At 48.0% G+C, this 20016-nt stretch carries 14 protein-coding genes; 11 read left to right on the forward strand and 3 right to left on the reverse strand.

What is annotated here, in order from left to right:
- The first annotated feature begins 3 nt into the window (after positions 1-3).
- The 5 genes from H141_RS0109785 to fadE all read left to right on the forward strand — a co-directional run bounded on the left by H141_RS0109785 (position 4) and on the right by fadE (position 5686).
- Positions 4-411, forward strand: coding sequence for a hypothetical protein (locus H141_RS0109785; protein WP_019676082.1), 408 nt, complete (start codon positions 4-6; stop codon positions 409-411).
- A gap of 75 nt (positions 412-486) precedes the next feature.
- On the forward strand, positions 487-1530 hold the full coding sequence (purM, locus tag H141_RS0109790; protein ID WP_019676083.1) for a phosphoribosylformylglycinamidine cyclo-ligase: 1044 nt from the start codon (positions 487-489) through the stop codon (positions 1528-1530).
- A gap of 8 nt (positions 1531-1538) precedes the next feature.
- Positions 1539-2189 (forward strand): phosphoribosylglycinamide formyltransferase, encoded by a 651-nt coding sequence (gene purN / locus H141_RS0109795; protein ID WP_019676084.1) that lies wholly within the window; start codon positions 1539-1541, stop codon positions 2187-2189.
- Positions 2173-2934 (forward strand): DUF3108 domain-containing protein, encoded by a 762-nt coding sequence (locus tag H141_RS0109800; RefSeq protein WP_240473115.1) that lies wholly within the window; start codon positions 2173-2175, stop codon positions 2932-2934. The genes purN and H141_RS0109800 overlap by 17 nt, the downstream gene beginning before the upstream one ends.
- Before the next feature lie 262 nt (positions 2935-3196).
- The gene (fadE, locus tag H141_RS0109810) at positions 3197-5686 is read left to right on the forward strand and encodes an acyl-CoA dehydrogenase FadE (RefSeq protein ID WP_019676087.1); all 2490 of its coding nucleotides are present in this window, start codon (positions 3197-3199) and stop codon (positions 5684-5686) included.
- A gap of 91 nt (positions 5687-5777) precedes the next feature.
- On the opposite strand, the gene H141_RS0109815 is transcribed toward fadE, so the two are convergent.
- Both H141_RS0109815 and H141_RS0109820 read right to left on the reverse strand, forming a co-directional pair.
- Positions 5778-6350, reverse strand: a complete 573-nt coding sequence (locus H141_RS0109815; protein ID WP_019676088.1) for a PEP-CTERM sorting domain-containing protein — start codon at positions 6348-6350, stop codon at positions 5778-5780.
- 21 nt (positions 6351-6371) lie between these two features.
- Entirely contained in the window at positions 6372-8897 is a 2526-nt protein-coding gene (locus H141_RS0109820; protein ID WP_019676089.1) for an ExeM/NucH family extracellular endonuclease, read from the reverse strand.
- A 193-nt stretch (positions 8898-9090) separates the two neighbouring features.
- Here H141_RS0109820 and ppnP point away from each other — a divergent pair, with 193 nt between their 5' ends.
- From ppnP to H141_RS0109835, 3 genes are read left to right on the forward strand one after another with little or no spacing between them, the layout of a single operon-like run.
- Entirely contained in the window at positions 9091-9372 is a 282-nt protein-coding gene (gene ppnP / locus H141_RS0109825) for a pyrimidine/purine nucleoside phosphorylase (protein ID WP_019676090.1), read from the forward strand.
- Between the two features lie 41 nt (positions 9373-9413).
- Positions 9414-10133: an ABC transporter transmembrane domain-containing protein gene (locus H141_RS0109830; RefSeq protein ID WP_240473116.1), complete on the forward strand. Its 720-nt coding sequence runs from the start codon at positions 9414-9416 to the stop codon at positions 10131-10133.
- A gap of 11 nt (positions 10134-10144) precedes the next feature.
- A complete protein-coding gene (locus H141_RS0109835; protein WP_026349367.1) occupies positions 10145-10471 on the forward strand; it encodes a TraR/DksA family transcriptional regulator in 327 nt (108 codons plus the stop codon).
- Between the two features lie 11 nt (positions 10472-10482).
- On the opposite strand, the gene H141_RS0109840 is transcribed toward H141_RS0109835, so the two are convergent.
- Positions 10483-11232, reverse strand: a complete 750-nt coding sequence (locus tag H141_RS0109840) for a substrate-binding periplasmic protein (RefSeq protein ID WP_019676093.1) — start codon at positions 11230-11232, stop codon at positions 10483-10485.
- 169 nt (positions 11233-11401) lie between these two features.
- Here H141_RS0109840 and H141_RS0109845 point away from each other — a divergent pair, with 169 nt between their 5' ends.
- The 3 genes from H141_RS0109845 to H141_RS0109855 all read left to right on the forward strand — a co-directional run bounded on the left by H141_RS0109845 (position 11402) and on the right by H141_RS0109855 (position 20011).
- Positions 11402-12367 carry a calcium/sodium antiporter gene (locus H141_RS0109845; protein ID WP_019676094.1) on the forward strand — a complete coding sequence of 322 codons (966 nt, stop codon included), beginning with the start codon at positions 11402-11404 and terminating at the stop codon, positions 12365-12367.
- 174 nt (positions 12368-12541) lie between these two features.
- Positions 12542-15829 (forward strand): S41 family peptidase, encoded by a 3288-nt coding sequence (locus H141_RS0109850; RefSeq protein WP_019676095.1) that lies wholly within the window; start codon positions 12542-12544, stop codon positions 15827-15829.
- A 213-nt stretch (positions 15830-16042) separates the two neighbouring features.
- Complete coding sequence (locus tag H141_RS0109855; RefSeq protein WP_019676096.1) at positions 16043-20011, forward strand: S8 family peptidase; 3969 nt, start codon at positions 16043-16045, stop codon at positions 20009-20011.
- Positions 20012-20016: the final 5 nt, after the last annotated feature.

The raw sequence follows: 20016 nt of genomic DNA on the forward strand, positions 1-20016 counted from the left end.
TCTATGCAAACTAATGAAATAAGCAAACTGATGCAGGACGCAGCCCGGGATGCGGTGGCCTATGTCGCAGAACAACATCAGCTTGAGCTCGATTTTAGCCTGGTCAGTCTGAAAAAGGTTGACGCGATACTGGTTGCGTTACATCAGCATGAGCAGCAGCAAAGCCATTCCGCTGAGTTGATATTTACCCTGAGTAACATTTTGGGTGCTTACGTTGGTGAGATTTTTATCAAAAACTATGGCGGCAACTGGCATAACAACACTGCAGATGAGACTGCACCTTACATTTCAGTGCAGCTATCTGATAAAGAATTTCCATTTGCATCAGTCTGTTACCATAAAATCACTCAGGACGAAACGGTTAGTATCGCCAACTATGTAAAACAAGCCGCTGCAAATGTCATGCAGTAATGCTTTTGTCGGCGCCTTTATACAGGTAAAATACGCGCCGATTCCGCCAACCAACTAAGCCAATCGAGGAAAGCCGTGAGCGAGCAAAACACATCTTTAAGCTACAAAGACGCCGGAGTTGATATAGATGCCGGCAACGCCCTGGTAGAACGGATTAAAGGCGCGGTAAAACGCACTACCCGTCCGGAAGTCATGGGAGGCTTAGGGGGTTTTGGCGCCTTATGTCAAATTCCGGCAGGATATAAAGAGCCGGTGCTGGTATCTGGCACAGATGGTGTCGGTACCAAGTTGCGGCTGGCCATGGATTTAAAACGTCACGACGGCGTTGGCATCGACTTAGTTGCTATGTGTGTTAATGATTTAGTCGTGCAAGGTGCCGAACCGTTGTTTTTCCTTGATTACTATGCGACTGGTAAGCTTGACGTTAATACCGCCTCGGCAGTGGTAGCTGGCATTGCTGAAGGTTGCGTCCAGTCAGGTTGCGCTTTGGTTGGTGGCGAAACTGCTGAAATGCCGGGCATGTACCACGGTGACGACTATGATATTGCGGGCTTTTGCGTTGGTGTGGTTGAAAAAGCTGACATTATTGACGGTAGTAAAGTAACAGCCGGTGATCAGCTAATCGCGCTGGCCTCATCGGGGCCGCATTCCAATGGTTTTTCATTGATCCGTAAAGTGCTGGAAGTCAGCGGTCAGTCGGCAGATACTCTGCTGGAAGGTAAAAGCCTGGCAGACCATTTACTGGAACCAACCCGTATTTATGTCAAAAACCTGTTGGCGCTAATCAAGCAAATGCCAGTGCATGCCCTTTGCCATATTACCGGCGGCGGTTTCTGGGAAAATATCCCGCGGGTGTTGCCTGCAGATACCAAAGCGGTGATCAACGGTAACAGCTGGCAGTGGCCGGCCATTTTCAACTGGCTGCAGCAGCAAGGTAATATCAGTCGTCACGAAATGTACCGCACCTTTAACTGTGGTGTCGGCATGCTACTGGTTGTGCCTGCTGATCAATTAGAGCCGGCATTAGCCAGCTTACAGGCTGCCGGCGAAACAGCCTGGCACCTTGGCGAAATTCAAAGTGCCGCTGCCGGTGAACAACTTGTCATTATTAACGAATAGGGCTATCGATGAAATCTATAGTAGTACTGATTTCAGGAAATGGTTCTAATCTGCAAGCAGTAATAGATGCCTGTGCCAGCGGTTTTATCGCTGGCCGGGTTAGCGCGGTTATCTCCAATAAAACGGCAGTATATGGCTTACAACGTGCAGCAGAAGCTGGCATTGCCAACCATGCGCTGAGCCATAAGAACTTTGCCAGCCGCGATGCATACGACAAAGAATTAATGACGCTTATTGACGGCTACCAACCAGACCTGGTGGTGCTTGCAGGCTTTATGCGCATTCTTACCGCCGGCTTTGTCAGCCACTACAGCGGAAAATTATTGAACATTCATCCGTCTTTGCTGCCGAAGTACCAGGGATTAAACACCCATCAGCGGGCAATTGATGCCGGCGACAGCGAACATGGCTGTAGCGTGCACTTTGTCACAGAGCAACTTGATGGTGGGCCGGTTATTTTACAAGCTAAGGTACCGGTATTCCCCGGAGATGATGCCAAAACAGTCGCGGCCAGAGTACACGAACAGGAACATCAGTTATATCCACTGGTTATTCGCTGGTTCTGTCAAAACCGTTTACAACAACGCGGCGATAAGGCATGGTTAGATAATAATTTATTGTCGGAACAAGGATATGCAAACGATGAGGATGAATCTTAAATGGCGCCTGCTGGCGTCATTACTGTTGACCAGCCTGCTTACTTATTCCGGAATAACTCACGCTCAAACCGAACCTGTTACCACAACGGCTGATCCAGCTGCCCAGTTTCGCCAATTTAATGCTGAATACCTGGTTTACCGTGCCGGCAAAAAGCACGGTGAGGCTAATCGTTACCTCAAATTCAGTGATGATCGCTATAAAATGGGCTACAGCAGTGATATCAGCTGGCTTATTTTCAGTGACAAACGCCAGGAAACCAGTGAATTTCTGGTTAGTAATAACCAAATCCATCCCCTTAACTACATAATGAAACGTCAGGGCACCGGCCCGAGTCGTCATTATGAACTGCATTTAGACCCAACCCTGCAACAATTGCTGGTAGGCAAAAAAAGGGAGCTTAAGGCTGACAGCTGGCAGGATAACTGGCTGGATCCGCTGAGCTACCATCAGCAACTGGTATTGGATTTGCGCGCCGGTAAAACTGAGTTTTTTTATGAAGTGTTAAACCGTAACGGCAATAGTAAAACTTATCACTATAAAGTGGTAATGGAAGAACCACTGGCCCTGCCCTATGACACAGTGCGTACCTTACGGATCGCCAGAATGGACGATCCGGAAAAGCAAGTTTACGCCTGGGTAGCACCCGAGCTCGACTATATGCTGGTACGCTTATGGCGCGGTGAAGATAATGTCGAACAATTTGATGTGCAATTACATAAACTTGAGTTCACCAGCCCAGAGTAATTAGCCTTTACACCCTGCCAGCGCCGGTATTGTCATTGCCAATAACAATATCGGGCGCGGCACATTTTCTGTTGTCCCGCCCTCTTTAGCAAAAGCCTGCATTAATCAAACTGAGCCATCCGGCTGCCCTGCTGCGTATATGGCAATAGTACATTTTGTTTGTAGCAATTTACTAAGAGAAAAACCGGATATCACTTGCAACTTTTTCCAAAGCAATCTAAGCTTAACCACTAGTGGTCTGACCTCTTATTGGGAGTTAACAATGAATGTGTTCTTTTTAGTGCTTGCCCTCGTCGTGGCAATTGGTGTGTTAGCGTACTATCGCGCCAGCTTAACAATGTTTACGGCTGCTATTGCTGCGTTATTAGTGGTTGGTAGTCTGACTGATACTGCAGGCATCATAGCCTGGCTGATATTTTTAGCCGTGGCACTGCCCCTAAATATTGCCAGTATTCGTCAGCAATATATTACCAAACCGGTTTTGGCCGTATACCGCAAAATTATGCCGGAAATGTCGACCACTGAAAAAGAAGCGATCGATGCCGGCACCACCTGGTGGGAAGCAGACCTGTTCCGTGGCAACCCGGACTGGCACAAAATGCATAACTTCCCCAAGCCAAGATTAAGTGCTGAAGAGCAGGCATTCCTCGATGGCCCGGTAGAAGAACTACTGGCAATGGTGGATGACTGGCACAGCACTCACGAACGTGCTGATTTATCGCCTGAAGTATATGACTACCTGAAAAGCAAAGGCTTTTTCGCTATGATCATCGCTAAGAAATACGGTGGTCTGGAATTTTCAGCCTATGCTCAATCTTGCGTACTGCAAAAGCTGACCAGCAAAAGCATGATGTTATCAAGCATTGTTGGCGTTCCTAACTCGTTAGGCCCGGGCGAGCTGTTACAGCACTACGGCACTGATGAGCAGAAAAACTATTATTTACCACGGCTGGCTAAAGGCCTGGACGTCCCTTGTTTCGCCCTGACCAGTCCGGAAGCAGGGTCTGACGCCGGCGCCATTCCGGATTTTGGTATTGTTTGTAAAGGCGAGTGGCAGGGTAAAGAAGTGTTGGGTATGCGCCTGACCTGGAACAAGCGTTATATTACGCTGGCTCCTATTGCTACCGTTTTAGGCTTAGCCTTCAAACTGTACGACCCTGAAAAATTACTGGGTGACACAGAAGAGCTGGGTATTACCTGCGCATTAATTCCGGCCAATACCCCGGGCGTGAAAATTGGCCGTCGCCATTTCCCGTTAAACGTGCCATTCCAGAATGGTCCAACTCAGGGCGATGATATTTTTGTACCGCTGGATTACATTATTGGTGGCGCAGCTATGGTCGGCCAGGGCTGGAAGATGCTGGTAGAATGTTTATCAGTTGGCCGGGCCATTACCCTGCCCTCTAACAGCACCGGTGGTATTAAAGCTGCAGCAATGGCAACCGGCGCTTATGCCCGTATTCGTCGCCAGTTCAAACTGCCTATCGGCAAAATGGAAGGTGTGGAAGAAGCCATGGCCCGGATTGGTGACTATGCTTATATGGCAGATGCCTCAACCACGATGTCGGTTGGCGCTATCGACTTAGGTGAAAAGCCGTCAGTTATTTCAGCTATTACCAAGTACCATATGACCGAGCGGATGCGCATCGCGATCAACGACGCGATGGATGTCCACGGCGGTAAAGGTATTTGTATGGGGCCGAACAACTATCTGGCCCGAGGTTATCAGGGTGCACCGGTAGCGATTACCGTTGAAGGCGCCAATATCTTAACCCGTAACATGATTATTTACGGTCAGGGGGCAATTCGTTGTCATCCTTATGTACTGGCTGAGTTACAAGCCGCGCAACTGGAAGACGAAGGCGCTGCGGTAACGGCCTTTGATAAAGCAGTATTTGGCCATATTGGTTTTGCCATCAGTAATTTCTTCCGTACCTTCTGGCTGTCGTTAACCGGTGGTGTGTTCAGCCATGCACCCTATAACGATGCTACTGCCAGATACTACAAACAAATGAACAGGTTCAGTGCTGCTATGGCCCTGATGTCTGATGTAGCAATGGCCACCCTGGGTGGTGAGTTAAAACGCCGCGAGCGGATCTCAGCCCGTCTGGGTGACATTTTAAGCATGTTGTATTTAACCTCTGCCGTGTTAAAACGCTACAACGATGAAGGCCGTCAGGTCCAGGATTTACCCTTAGTACAATGGGCTTGTGAAGATAATCTGGCCAAAGCACAATTGGCGCTGGACGAGTTATTTGATAACTTCCCTAACCGCTTAGTGGGTATAGTGTTAAAACGCATTGTATTCCCGTGGGGCCGCACCTTGCGCAAAGCGTCAGATAAAGTAGAACATCAGGTTGCCCGAATTATGCAAACGCCATGTGAAGCACGTTCACGCTTAGGCTTGCATTTATACCTGACTGACGAACCTGGCAATCAGTTAGGCCGGGTAGAACAGGTACTGCTGGATGTTCTGGCTGCTGAACCTTTATTTGATAAAGTAACGAAAGCAGCGAACAAGCGTATGCCTTTCTACCGGTTGCACGAAGTTGCTGACTTAGGTCTGGAGCTTGGGGTAATCAGCCAGGAAGAAGCCGCCAAACTGCGCTTAGCTGAAGAAGGCCGCTTATTTGTGATTAATGTTGATGACTTCGAGCCGGAGTATCTGGCTGCTGATAATAGTCTGACTCAGCAACCCAATGGGGCTGATGCCCTGAATGCAGAACAAAGCAAAAAGACTAAAGCGGCTTAAGTTTAAAGTTATTAGTTATTAGTTAAGTAAAAAGGGCCAGTCTGCAGACTGGCCCTTTTATTTTAAAGCTTGTTAAGAAACACTACATACTTTACTTATTAAGCTGCTTACGACGCAGTAACAAAGCCATACCAGCAAACATCAGTAATGCTGTAGTCGGCACTGGTACCTCAACTGCACTTACCGTAAAGTTTAAATCTGCGGTGTTAACATCGATAAAGTCATTAGCGAAATTTAGCGCGCCAAATTTTTCAGGGTTAAAGCTTAACAGGATGTTTCCCGTCTCTGTTGCCAGAAAACTGAATGTCGCTAACACAAAGCTACTACCTTGTAATCCGGCCAGAATCGACTCGTCAGCAAAAAAGTCAGCGTACTCCTCAAGATACAGAGCACCACTGCTTGCATCATGATCAGCAAACGGACTGCTACCGAAACCATCGTCAAAACCCTCACCAAAATGCCAGTCAAGCAACGAAATAGCTGAAGACGAATAAAAAATCTCAGCCCAGAAACCGCTCAGTGTTTCGGTAAAGTCACTGACAGACAATGTCACAACAATGGTTTCACCGATTTTATAATCGCTACGCTCAGTATCCAGCTGAATTAACGTGGCGTGGCTTAACCCGCTGAACAGTATACCTAGCGCAAGTAAAATTGATTTCATTTTGTTATTCTCCATTAATTATTAAGGGGTTACACAACGTGGCAAATCACACAGCGTAGTCATTGCTCTGATGTCACGCTGATCAACACGGCCATCGTTATTAAAATCTAAACTTAGCGATAGCTCACCGCCTTGTCTGAGTATCTGTTGAAACAGGCTGATATCGTTCCGGTCAATTACGCCATTCTGGTCAAGATCAGCGGCCCGGAAACTAGCCGTAAGCTGCAACGATACAATTACCGGATCATGATCAGAGGAGCGATAAGCATCCGGAGCATAATAATCAAAAATTTGCGACTCAGATTTAGACTCAGTGTTATAGTCCAGTGCTATTGCTTCATCAGCATTGATATTCCATTTGGCAGCGTCAGCCACTGCATCCAGTGCGTGCTGATTTAGCAATGCATGATCCAGCGAACCGGCCAGGCCCTGGAACACATAGCCATAACTGTCTGTCTTACCAAGTGCTTCAAACACATTATAATAACCGGCTGCTGCCAGAGTGGTAATAGGGTCTTCTTTGGCATAAGCATTTAAATCGCCGATAACCAGCGCCGGAATATCAGCGAAGTGTTCATCAGCAAAAACACCGATTGCCTCTGCCGCACGGGTCCGGCTCAGGTTACAGTTACCCTGACCATCACCGCTATCACCATCTGCAGCTCCACAACCTGAACCTTTAGATTTAAGATGGTTAACCATTACTGCGAATTCAGCGTTATTTTCCAGCAAGCGGAAACGCTGCGCTAACATCGGCCGGTTCCGGTTGTCGTCAAATAGTGGCTGACCACTATTGTCCAGTGCTGAATTCTCAGAATTAAGTAAACGTGCAGACTCTGCCGGGGCCAGTAAATCTGCCCGGTACAGTAAGCCAACAGTGATTGCATCAGTACCAATAGGGCTAACGGCTGGTTGCACAAACTGCCAGTCAGCCTGGCCACTAACTTGCCTCAGGCCTGTGACTAAATCAGCTATGGCAGAGGTGCTGGTAAAGCCATCATTTTCCAGTTCCATTAAGCCGATTACGCTGGCATCCAACCCTGCTAAAGCTGCCAGGATTTTGTCTCTCTGCCGTTCAAATTCAACAACCGTATCAGCTCCACGAGAGGTTGGGAAACCGCCACCAGCGCCGTCACCATTAAAATAATTCAGCACATTAAAGCTGGCAACTTTTACGTTACCGTCAGCCAGTAAAGCCGGTGCAGCGCTTCTTGGATTATCCGCCAGAATAGTTACCGGTGCATTCGGCATAATCCGGTATTCATTAAATGAGTAATATAAAGTACCGGTTAGGCCAACAACGGTATCGCCTCCCCGTACCGGATTAGCCGCACTTAGTGCCGGTGCAGGATAAGGCACCAGCGCCGGATTCTGCACTGTGCTGTTGTCATCCAGAATAATCCGGTTCAGCTTATGGGATGCAGCCAGTGCAATAGCCTCTGCACCCGGTGCCACAACCTGGGTAGGCGTATAACGACGGCCGTTAGCTAAGGTAAGCTCGCCGAAACGGCCCAGGGTAAAGGTTTCATTTACTGTTAACGGCTGGGAAAAGCCGACCAACATGCCTTCATGGGCTTCCCAGTAAGCCATATCAGGCACTGGTAGCGCTAATTCAGTAGCCTGCGGCAGTGCCGAGGTACCACAATCAACGGTAGCAGCAATGCCGGTAAGCTGGGTCAAGGTAAAGAATTCAGCCACGTTGGCCTGCAGTCTTACCCGCTGGCCGGTGGCAACTGTCAGCTCGCTACTGCCAGTGAATACAAATACCCCTTCTGAAGTCATCGGGTCGTTGTCTTCCTCACCCGGCGCTGACTGAATGGTAAAGCCACGCAGCCCTGGCAGGGTTTGGCTAACAACGGCTTCAACTACCAGAGTCTGGCCCACTAGCGGACTTGTGTCGCCACTCCCCTGGATTTGATGAATTGGTGTAAATGGCGCACCACAGCTTAAATCAAAATCTGGCTCTGGCTCTGGATCAGGTTCACCCGGGCCACCGCCTTCACCGTTGAACAAGCCAATATCACTAAAATCATCTTGCGCGAAACCCAACCACTGATCTGCAGGCTCAAAAGCATCAAACGGATTAGTATCGTAGCTAACTGCCGCACGGCGTAAGGTATCATTTGCAGTAGTTATATCACCTGAACCCCAGGCTGAACCCGGGTCAACACCCACCTGGCCAATACTGTCTACCACCACACCACTTTTGGTCAGGGTAATGGCATCGTCACCGTTCCATAAGCCTGAACCGGTTGTCTGATCAGCCAGTGCCACTAATTCTGCAGAAGCTCTGGAAGAAGCAAAGACATAGGTTGCGCCAGCTGGCAGTTCACCATTTAAAGCAACACTGAAACCAGCGCTGGTACTACCGTTAAAAAATACATTGAGCCGGTAATCTGCCAGATTTAATGTCGCATCGGTAGGATTATAAAACTCCAATGCTTTATTGTTACTTGAGCCTTCGACATATTCGGAAATAAAGAGTTCAGCATGAGCTGCGGGGGCCAGTAACAGTGCAATACTGGCGGCTAAGATCGTTTTTTTCATCTTGGTTCCCTGAGATTATTGTTATATAGACAAATAAACAAAGCGCGCTACGATAGCGCCAATTTATGTCACTTTCATTAACCTTTTCAAAAAACAATCAACTTATTATTTTACATCTATGCGTCAGCTTTTTTTACTGGGAAACCGCAGGGTTTTCAGGTTTACTAGAAGCCTTAAATCAAAGGAGTTTTTCATGTTTAACGTTAATCAGTATTTTGATGGCAAGGTCGCCTCTATCGCTTTCGCTGGCGAAAAACTACCCGCCACAGTAGGTGTAATGGCCCCCGGCGAATATGAATTTGCTACCAGTCAGCATGAAGTAATGACCGTAATTAGCGGTGCTTTAACAGTGTTGCTACCGGGTAAAACCGACTGGCAAACTTTTAACAGCAGCCAGCATTTTGAGGTAGAGGCTAATGTTAAATTTCAGGTTAAGGTAAACCAGGATACCGCTTACCTTTGTACCTATGCATAATAGCCACAAATAACCCTTATTAAGAGCAGCCTATGCGCGGTATGCGAAGTACAGCTAAACAACCTGAACCCCTGAAGCGCGCTGAGGCAATGGATCTGCGCCAGACTGTGGCGACACTCTGGCCTTATTTAATGGCGTTTAAGGGCCGGGTTTTATTGGCGGTACTGGCCCTGATCGCTGCCAAAGCGGCCACCCTGGTTATGCCCTGGGCATTAAAAGAAATTATTGATGCACTCGACGCCAATATCAGCGCTGTTGTGGTGCTGCCTGCCGCCATGCTGTTGTTATATGGCGGCTTACGATTTGGCTCGGTGTTTTTTGGTGAGCTGCGCGACGCGCTGTTTGGCCGGGTAACCGAGCATGCCATGCGCCAGATTGGCTTAAAAGTGTTTAAGCATCTGCATAGCCTGGAACTGGCATTTCATCTCGACCGCCAAACCGGAGGCATCAGCCGGGATATCGAGCGCGGCAGCAATGGCCTCAGCTTCCTGATGCGCTTTCTGATGTTCAACATTGTACCAACCCTGTTTGAAATCCTGGCAGTGGCGGTTATTTTCAGCCTGCTGTTCTCCCCCCTTTATGCGGTTATTACCGTTATTGCAGTGGGGCTGTATATCTTTTTTACCGTAACCGTTACCGAGTGGCGCAATAAGTTTATCCGCGAAGCAAACCAGGCCGACAACACCACTAACAGCAGACATGAGCCAGATCAACCCCTAATCAGCAAAAGCCGTCTATGCTTTAAACAACCGGTAAAATGAAAGGAGGCGCTATGCCACTACAACAACTAAAGCATAAATTAATAGTTCAGAAAATGCAGTTAGAGCGCCAGTTAAGCGCTATTCATCATGATTTTCAGCAAGGGCGCAGCGCTGATTCGGCCGAGCAGGCCGCCGAGCGGGAAAACGAGCAGGTGTTAAATTCTCTGAAGCACAACGCTGCAGAAGAGCTCAGGCAAATTAATACTGCGCTGCAGCGGATAGAACATGGCGACTATCTGCAATGCAGTCAATGCGGTGAAGCCATTGGTCTGGAGCGGTTAAATGCGGTGCCCTACACCAGCTTATGTATCAGCTGTGCTAATACTGCAACGCAGTGATTTCTCAGCTGTTATTCATCTAACTTCCAACGTTGCCGAATTTGCGCCAGGGTGCCATTTTGTTGCAAAGTAGCAAATGCCTGGCGGTAGCGCTGGCGCAGTTCGGCGTCGGAATTACGGTTAAAAGCGACACACAACGGGTGATTCAGCTCAGCCAGCTGAAACACTTTACTTAGTTGGCTGGGATCAAAACCAAGCTGTTGCGCCCGATAGTGTATTGATTTTTCAACACTTATCAGTATGTCTACCCGGTTTCTATATAACATGTTCAGCGCATATTCCGGGGTAGAGGTACGCAACAGTCGTGGTAGCCCCTGTGCCGTTAAATATTGATCAGGGTTAGATGCGATGCTAACCGCAATATGGTACTGCCTTAAATCGTTCAGAGTATCCAGCGGGCGCTTGATGTTGTCTTTCAGTGCCCAGAAAAATAATTCTTCATTATCCAGCTCCGCCACACAATCAAACAATTCAGCACGCTCGGGGTTAAACGACATCGAATAAATAAGCACATTATTATTGGTTTCCGCCTCATAATAACTGCGGCCCCATGAATTAACTTCAAACTCCGGCGTATCGCCGGTAACAGCAAACAGCGCCTGCACGACGTCAGTGGCGTAACCACCTAAACTGCCATCACTGTTCTGCATCTGATAATAGCTGCGATATTCTGTCACTACTCTGATATTAGTTGCTGCCAGTGGCATACTCATTAGCAAGCTAAGCGATAGCAGCACTGCCATTATGTTGTTAAAGGACATACATTTATCCGTTTGCTAAATACCAGTTATAGCCTAGCTTAATTGTTAAATGAACTCGAGGCTGAAGTTGCTACAACCCAAAATATAATTGGCCGCGACCATGCCCCCTCTGGCAAATGGCGTTGTAACTGATATGCTAACCCGCATTATTCATAAGCAGGAAAACCTCATGTTACTGGCAGTGTTAGCACTACTTTCTGGTTTAGCATTACTGGTCTGGAGTGCCGATCGTTTTGTTGATGGCGCCGCGGCGGCAGCGCGTTTTGGTGGCATGCCACCACTGCTTATAGGCATGTTGGTAGTTGGCTTTGGTACCTCGGCGCCGGAAATGGTGGTGTCCGCCATGGCTGCCGCAGACGGTAACCCTGCCCTGGCACTGGGAAATGCTTATGGCTCTAACATTACCAATATTGCGCTGATTATCGGCTTAGTTGCTCTTATTAGCCCGATTAATGTCCACTCGCAGGTCATTAAAAAGGAACTACCCCTACTGCTGGCGATTACCCTGTTTGCCGGCTGGCAGCTGTTTGACCATCAATTAAGCCGGCTTGATGCCTGGTGTTTGCTGGGCGTATTTGCTCTCGTCATGGCCTGGTCTGTGTGGCAGGGTATGCGCAACCCACAGGATGCAATGGCAGCCGATGTTGACACTGAGCTAAGCGCAAACAGCATGACCTTAAAACAAGCGCTGTTCTGGCTGGTGCTGGGTTTAGTACTGTTAATTATTGCCTCCCGCTTTCTGGTCTATGGTGCGGTGTATATCGCGCAGGGCTTGGGGGTAAGTGACTTAGTGATTGGCTTAACAGTAGTAGCTATTGGTACCTCTTTGCCAGAGCTCGCCTCATCATTAATGGCGATTAAAAAGGGCGAGCACGACATTGCGCTGGGTAACATTATTGGTTCTAACCTGTTTAACACCCTGGCTGTGGTGGGTATCGCTGCAGCAATTGAGCCGATGGCGGTCGATGCAGTGGTGCTGAGCCGCGACTGGACCTTAATGTTTGGTTTAACCGTTGCATTGTTAGTGCTGGGTATTGGCATTAAAAAAGCGGGCCGGATAAACCGGCTGGAAGGTGCCCTTTTACTGACGGTATTTTTTGGCTATACCGGCTATTTAATCAGCAGCGCCTTCTGATTTAAGCCACTTCAAACGCTGTGCGGCTTTTGCTTTGCTTATGCAATGCATTAGTCGCACAGAAAACTCTGCTTACAGTTTTTTGCAAACCTTGCTGTCCTGCTGTGCTATTACTTAAACCCTGTTAATAAAAAGCGTCAATAAAAAAATCCTGCTAAAAACCAAGGGACACTTATGTTTAAAACTAACAAACTGGCACTGTTGTGCTGCATCAGCATGGGGCTTAGTGCTTACACTATTCAGGCCAGCAGCGCTGGCGGCCAGACCCGCTTATTACAGCAACCTGATATTTCCGCTAATCATCTGGCTTTTGTTTATGGCGGTGATATCTGGTTAACCGATCGTAATGGCCAGAACCCACGCCAGCTTACCAGCCACCCGGCCAGTGAGTTTGCCCCAAAGTTCTCGCCCGACGGCAACTGGCTGGCCTTCTCTGCCAGCTACGATAACAATACCGATGTTTATGTTATGCCGGCAACGGGCGGCCCGGCCACCCGGCTGACCTTTCACCCTGGTGCCGATACTGTTAATGGCTGGAGCCCGGATGGCAAAAGCGTGCTGTTTGCCTCAAACCGGGAAATTGCCAACAGCCGCAGTAATCAGCTTTATAAAGTAAGTGTTGATGGTGGTTACCCCAGCAAGCTGATGGAAGCCGTTGCCTTTGAAGGCGAGCTATCAGATGATGGCAAAAAACTGGCATATCGCCCCAATAATATGGCGTACAGTGGCGCCAGTGGCTGGCGTTTACACCGCGGCGGCAGCACGCCGCCGGTCTGGATTATCGACCTGGAAAAACAGCAGCTGGAGAAAATCCCCCACCCTAATGCCAATGAATTTAACCCGTTCTGGCTCGGCGATACGGTGTATTTTTTATCCGACCGGGATAACACTGCAGTAAACCTGTTTCAATATCGCGATAAACAAGTTACTCAGCTGACGACCAGCAAAGACTGGGACCTGCGCAGCGCCGCCGGCCATGGCAACAGCATAGTGTATGAAGCCGGCGGCTTTTTACATCAGTTTGATGTTAACAGTGGCCAGAGCCAGCCAATTACCATTAATATCACTACTCAGTCGGCCCAGAAACGGCCGCAGTGGAAAGATGCCAGTAAAACCTTAACCAGCGCCAGGTTGTCTGCTACCGGCCAGCGGGTGGTGGTAAGTGCCAGGGGTGATATTTTCACCGTGCCGGTAAAAGATGGCAGCAGCCGCAACCTGACCCAAAGCAGCGGCGTGCGTGAATTTGACGGTTTATGGAGCCCGGATGGCAGCAAAGTGGCTTATATTTCTGATGCCGGCAATAAGCACCAGTTAGTATTAGAAAATCAGGACGGTTTAAGCAAACCTGAAGTGTTTGCATTATCTGACAGCGGCTATTTTAATCTGCTCAGTTTCTCGCCTGATGGTAACCTGATTGTCTATCACGACAATCATTTAAACCTGTATGCGTTTAACCTGAAAACCAAGCTCAGCCAGCAGCTTGATACCTCATTACGGCGGACCAATTTTAACGTTTCATTTTCGCCAGACAGCCGTTATCTGGCTTACACCGTATCGGGCGAAAACTATTTCAGCCAAATCAAATTGTTCGATTTTCAAAGTAATAAAACCAGCCAGATCACCGACGGTATGAGTGAAGCTGACAATCCGGTATTCACCCAGGATTACTTATACTTTACCGCATCAGTTAATACCGGCCCGTCGCAGGTAGGCCTCGATTTATCCACCCGCGAACGCCCGGTGCGCAAAGCCATATATGCTTATGTGCTGGCCAGTGATGGTAAATCACCGTTGCTACCGAAAACCGGCGATGAACCGAAAAAACCAGCGCCGGCTAAAGATGACAAGAAAGATGATAAAAAAGGCAAAGATGACGATAAACCGGCAGTAAAACCGGTAAAGCTTGATCTTAATGGCCTGCAGGATCGGATAGTGGCGATTCCGGTGGCTGAGCGCAACTACGATAATTTAACAGTGGCCGACGATGGTGCGCTGTTTTATCTGGAGCGGACTCAGCCGGGTAGCAGCAACGAACTGCCGGGCACTGATGGTCGCAATAGCGCCACCCTGTACCGCTTCGATTTTACAGAGAAAAAAGCCGAAAGCGTTAAGCAGGATCTTGCCAGCTACAACTTAAGCAGTGATGGCAAAAAGATCTTAATGATCAGCATGCCAAATAAACTGGAAGTCGGTGATGCCAAAGCCAAACCGGAAGCGAAACCGGTAGCACTGGCCGAAGTACGCAGCTTTGTTGACCCGGCCAAAGAATGGCAGCAGATTTTTGATGATGCCTGGCGCATGCAGCAAGAGTATTTTTACGATGCCAATATGCATGGCATTAACTGGCAGGCTATTTATGATAAATATCAGCCAATGCTGGCTCACGTGCAGCGCCGGGAAGATTTAAACGACGTACTGGTGCAAATGATTGCTGAACTGCAGGTTGGCCACAACCGGATTGGTGGTGGCGATGTGCATCAGGAAGGCAGCAGTAAAGTCGGTTTGTTAGGTGCTGATTTTGCCATCAGTAATGGCAAATATCAGTTTAAAACAGTGTACCAGGGCGATCGCTGGAGCCCGTTCTTAAAAGCACCGCTTAATGTGCCCGGCGCCAGTGCCGAAGCCGGCGACTACTTACTGGCGGTTAATGGCCGCGAGCTAAGCGCCAGCGACAATGTATTTGCGCTATTGGATAACACCCAGGGTAAGCAGACAGTACTGACGATTGCCGATGATGCCCGCGGCAAAAACCGCCGCAATATTACCGTAGAGCCGGTAGCCAGTGAAAATCAGCTGCGCTTATGGCATTGGGTAGAGCACAACCGCAAACTGGTCGCAGCTAAAACCGATGGCAAGGTTGCCTATGTGTACCTGCCGAATACCGCCGATGGTGGCTTTTACTTCTTTAACCGGATGTTCTTTGCCCAGACCGATAAACCGGCGGTTATTCTTGATGAGCGCAAAAACGGTGGTGGCCAGGCAGCGAATTACATCACCGAAATTCTGGCCCGGCCGTTTTTATCCGGCTGGAAAGACCGCGATGGCCTGATTTTCACCACGCCGGGTGCCGGCATTTACGGCCCGAAAACCATGCTGATTGATCAGGACGCCGGTTCAGGCGGTGACTTCCTGCCCTGGTCATTTAAACGCCTTGGCTTAGGTAAAACCATCGGCACCCGCACCTGGGGTGGCTTAATTGGTATTGCTACCAACCCGCCAATGATTGATGGTGGTTTTCACGTAGTACCGTTCTTCCGCTTCTATACCCCGGATGGCGAATGGCGGGTAGAGAACGAAGGCGTAGCACCGGATATTGAAGTGGAACTGGACCCGATAGCGGTTAATAAAGGCATCGATGTCCAGCTGCAGCGCGCCATAGAGCACACCCTAAGCGAGCTGAAAGCCAACCCGCCGGCTGATCACAGCACCGCACCGGCGATGCCGACTAAGCTCGGTTTGTAATTTTCAGCCTTAAACACCGCTGCGTTGCAGCGGTTTTTTTTGCTGACAACAACATGGAATGCGTGCTTTGATTCGAGAAGAGCCAGCGTAATCATTTAAGGTTATGTAAATAAAATTTAAAAAAGGTTGCAAATAGCTTTCACTAACTGATTGACCGGAAGATCAACAATTTATACACTCCGCTTCGACCTATTCTACCTACAAGGATGTTAAATGCGTATCGTCATTGCGCTCGCCTTACTGACCTGTTTTAGCTGCGCCACATACGCCTCCAGCAAGGTTGTGCTTAGAGACAATAAGATCATCCTACCTAATGGTAATGTTTTACCCTTTGAAGCAGATTCGGATAAGCTTGTTGTGTCTAGCCAGCAATACGGCGATATGATCAATGTACAACACATGCAGAAAGGGCAACAACGAGTGATTGTTGAACTTCATAATGCCCCGCTTGTTCCGCATCTCAAGACGTTTAAACACACTATCAGCTCGCTTTCTCAGGCCAACATGTCATCGAGCTTCAGACAGCAGCAGATTGTGGTTGAATCAAGCCGATACACAAGAAAATTGGTTGAAGAGCAGCATTCCGCATGGTCAGCAATTCGTAATGTTGCCAATTCAGCCAAAGTGCATAAAAAACATAGTAAATTGCTGAACGCACTGATCATAGATATCGATGCACAACACATTGATAAATTGCGTCAGATACCAGAAGTAAAACGTGTTTCAGCACAAAAAATAGTATACAAATCGCTCACTGAAAGTGTGGCGATGGTCAACGCCCCCGCTGTCTGGTCATTACGGGACAAGAATTCACTCAGTGTGACAGGTCATGGTATCAACGTAGCGGTATTAGACACTGGAATTGATTATACACATCCAGCCTTGGGGGGCTGTTTTGGCGCAGGGTGTAAAGTCGTTGCTGGTTACGACTTTCACAATCAGGATAATGATCCTATGGACGGCGACGGCCATGGCACACACGTTGCAGGGATCATTGCGGCACAGACAGACAACTATAGCGGTGTCGCTCCAAACGTTAATCTGCATGCTTATAAAGTGTTGTCCGATGATGGTTCAGGATTCGATACGACAATTATTGCTGCGTTAGAATATGCTTTAGATCCGGATGGCGATCCAAACACAGACGATGCTATTGATGTAATCAACATGAGTCTGGGTGGCACGGGGGACGCCAATGATCCACTAAGCCGAGCGACCAATGCCGCGGTAGCAGCAGGCATTATTGTTGTTGTTGCGGCAGGAAATAACGCCGGCTTTGGCGATATCGCTACCAGCTCACCTGCATCGGCCGCAGATGCCATTACCGTAGCATCTACCACCAAATCTGATGATTTGTCTTACTTCAGTTCGAAAGGTGAATCTGCTCGCGGCGCGGCCCTAAAGCCAGATATTTCTGCACCAGGCAGCAATATTGTAGCGCCCTATCTTAATCACAACACCTCATCACTGGACGGCACCAGTATGGCCAGCCCCCATGTTGCAGGAGCGGCAGCCTTATTAAAACAGTTGTATCCAACTGCCAGCGTCGCCGACGTCCGCGGTATGCTAATGGCAGGCAGTGTTGATCTGGGGTTATTACCTTATGAACAGGGCGCAGGCCGGCTTGACATTGAAGCTGCGAGCCAGGCAACAATGTATAGTAAGGATGGCATCCTTGCTTTTGGGCAAATTGATACTCAAGCACAACATTGGCAGAGCACACTGCCTTTAACGCTTTACAACATCAGCAGTCAGGATCAGCCGATCAGCCTGGAATTAAGCGATAACTTTGCCGCCACCATGCCGCAAAATGTGACAATAAGCTGGCCAGACAACGATTATATTATCCCGGCCAATGGCTCATTGATTATTAATATCACCTTGGATGCAACGGATCCACAATCTGTTGTCTACCCTGAGAATGGCGCTTTCGTATTTACTGAGCGATTAATTGTACGGTCAATGCAACACGCCCTGACAGTACCCGTTACATTAGAAAACGCAATGGAAATGACTCTGCATATGGATGAAGCTGCCGGCGGATACTTATGGCTATATTCAGATGACTTTAGTTTTAATCGGAATTTTCAGCTAACTGCCAATACCCGACGCACAATAAAAGTACCGCAAAGCATGCTCACTGCGGTGCTAAATTATGATTGGCTTGAGCAGACAAAGTTTCCAGCTTTTGCCTTGCCGGAAAATACTACCGTATTTGCTTTTGACATCAGAAAAATTGACCCGGCATTCGATACAGATGTAAGTTTTACCCTTAATGCAATTGATACGTTTATAGGGTTTGACAAGCTATTGGATGCAAACGGTTTGGAATTAGGTTCTGATGACCTTAATCTGTCAAACAGTACCGATGGCAACGTTTATTTCGGGGATATTGGCAGTTATGGCTTTTTCTCATTTGGGTTTCCAAAAGTATACATCGGCTTCTCTAGCCAAAGCGAAATTACCCATGCAGACTACTCAACCTATGGTTTCCTGCCAAACCATGCAGAACGCGAAGACCAATTACGGGTGCTGAGTATTCAAAAAAATATAGACAGCTTCTCACCTGGTTTACATAGTATTACCGCCAGCTTAGACGCATTACGTAATATAGAAGTATTGCTCCCAGACTATGAAGTGGAGGGTAATCAGTCTGTTTATTATTACAACATTAACAGCGGTGGCGGCGGAATTATTGATATCAAAGAATCGGAAGCATCCGCCGTAATGGTATCAGTAATCCCCGAGCTTGCCATCCACAACCGCTTCAGTGTTGGGTTAGCTGAACCAAAAGAAGTATGGCACGATAATCTGATAACATCCCCATTGTTAAGGCCGACCGAGGGTTCGGGCATATCAGCAGATAGCCGCATGCTTAACTCTCGATTCTCATACTTATCAGACGATATTGACTTAGGTCACAGCGGCACTTTTTTTAGTGGTACTGTTTATTTTCAGAACGGAAGTTTACAGGTAGAAGATACTCAATATATGCCAGAGTGGTCTGTGGTACATGACATAAATCTGAACAGCTATGGTCGTGCGCCGACTGCAATGCAGTTTAGCTGGTTATGTGAACTAGAGATGGTTGAACAATACAATGTTTATCCAGAGCCAGGCGTAGTGATAGCAATACCTGAATTACCTTGCTCGCTGCCAACCTTGTCAATCAGCTTTAATAACTGGTTGCAAGGTGCGGTGTACCGCTCATCGTTAAACGCCGAAAAAGTGGATACCAATAACATCTTTATTGATGCCATCAATCGGGTAAGTGTGATTAAAGCGGGCAATAATGTTGATGATCAAATCGTCAATCGTCTTGACTCTCTTCTGGTTATTGATGCACCAAACCATGCCTACAACCTGCGCGCTCAAATGCAGCTTGGTACAGATGAATATATTGAGCTAATCAAATCAGAAGATCTAAGTAACGAAATGCAGGCAAGCTTTAGCCTGCCTATGTTTTTTGGTAAACATGTCGCTTCAGTCCGTATTATTTATGGTTACAATGAAGAATATTCACAAACATTAAATGGCCTGTTTATGCTTGGAGCCGACGCCGGAGATGGTGACGTTGACGGTGATGGTACCCCGAATATTGATGATGCTGATAATGATAACGATGGCATGCCTGATGGCTGGGAAGCACAGTACGGCCTTAATCCACTTAATGCCAGCGATGCCGACACCGACAACGACAATGATGGTTTAACCAACTTGCAGGAGTTTCAGGCTGGCACTCACCCTAATAGTGCTGACACTGATGGCGATGGCATGCCCGATGGCTGGGAAGTACATTACGGCCTTAATCCGCTTGACGCCAGCGATGCCGACACCGACAACGACAATGATGGTTTAACCAACTTGCAGGAGTTTCAAGCTGGCACTAATCCTAATAATGCAGACACTGATGACGATGGCATGCCTGATGGCTGGGAAGTACATTACGGCCTTAATCCACTTAATGCCAGCGATACCGACTCTGATATGGATAATGATGGCTTCACGGCACTGCAGGAATACCAGAAAGGCACTAATCCCAATGTAAGCGATAAGATAACTCCTCCAGCCACTCCGGTACCAGCCGATTCTGGTGGCGGCAGTCTGTCGCTGTTGTGGCTGATGTTGTTACTAATAACCATGTACAGACGGCAATTACTCAAAAACATACCTGCATACTGATAAAA

Source organism: Arsukibacterium perlucidum DSM 18276 (assembly GCF_000382165.1).
GTDB classification, from domain to species: Bacteria; Pseudomonadota; Gammaproteobacteria; order Enterobacterales; family Alteromonadaceae; genus Alishewanella; species Alishewanella perlucidum.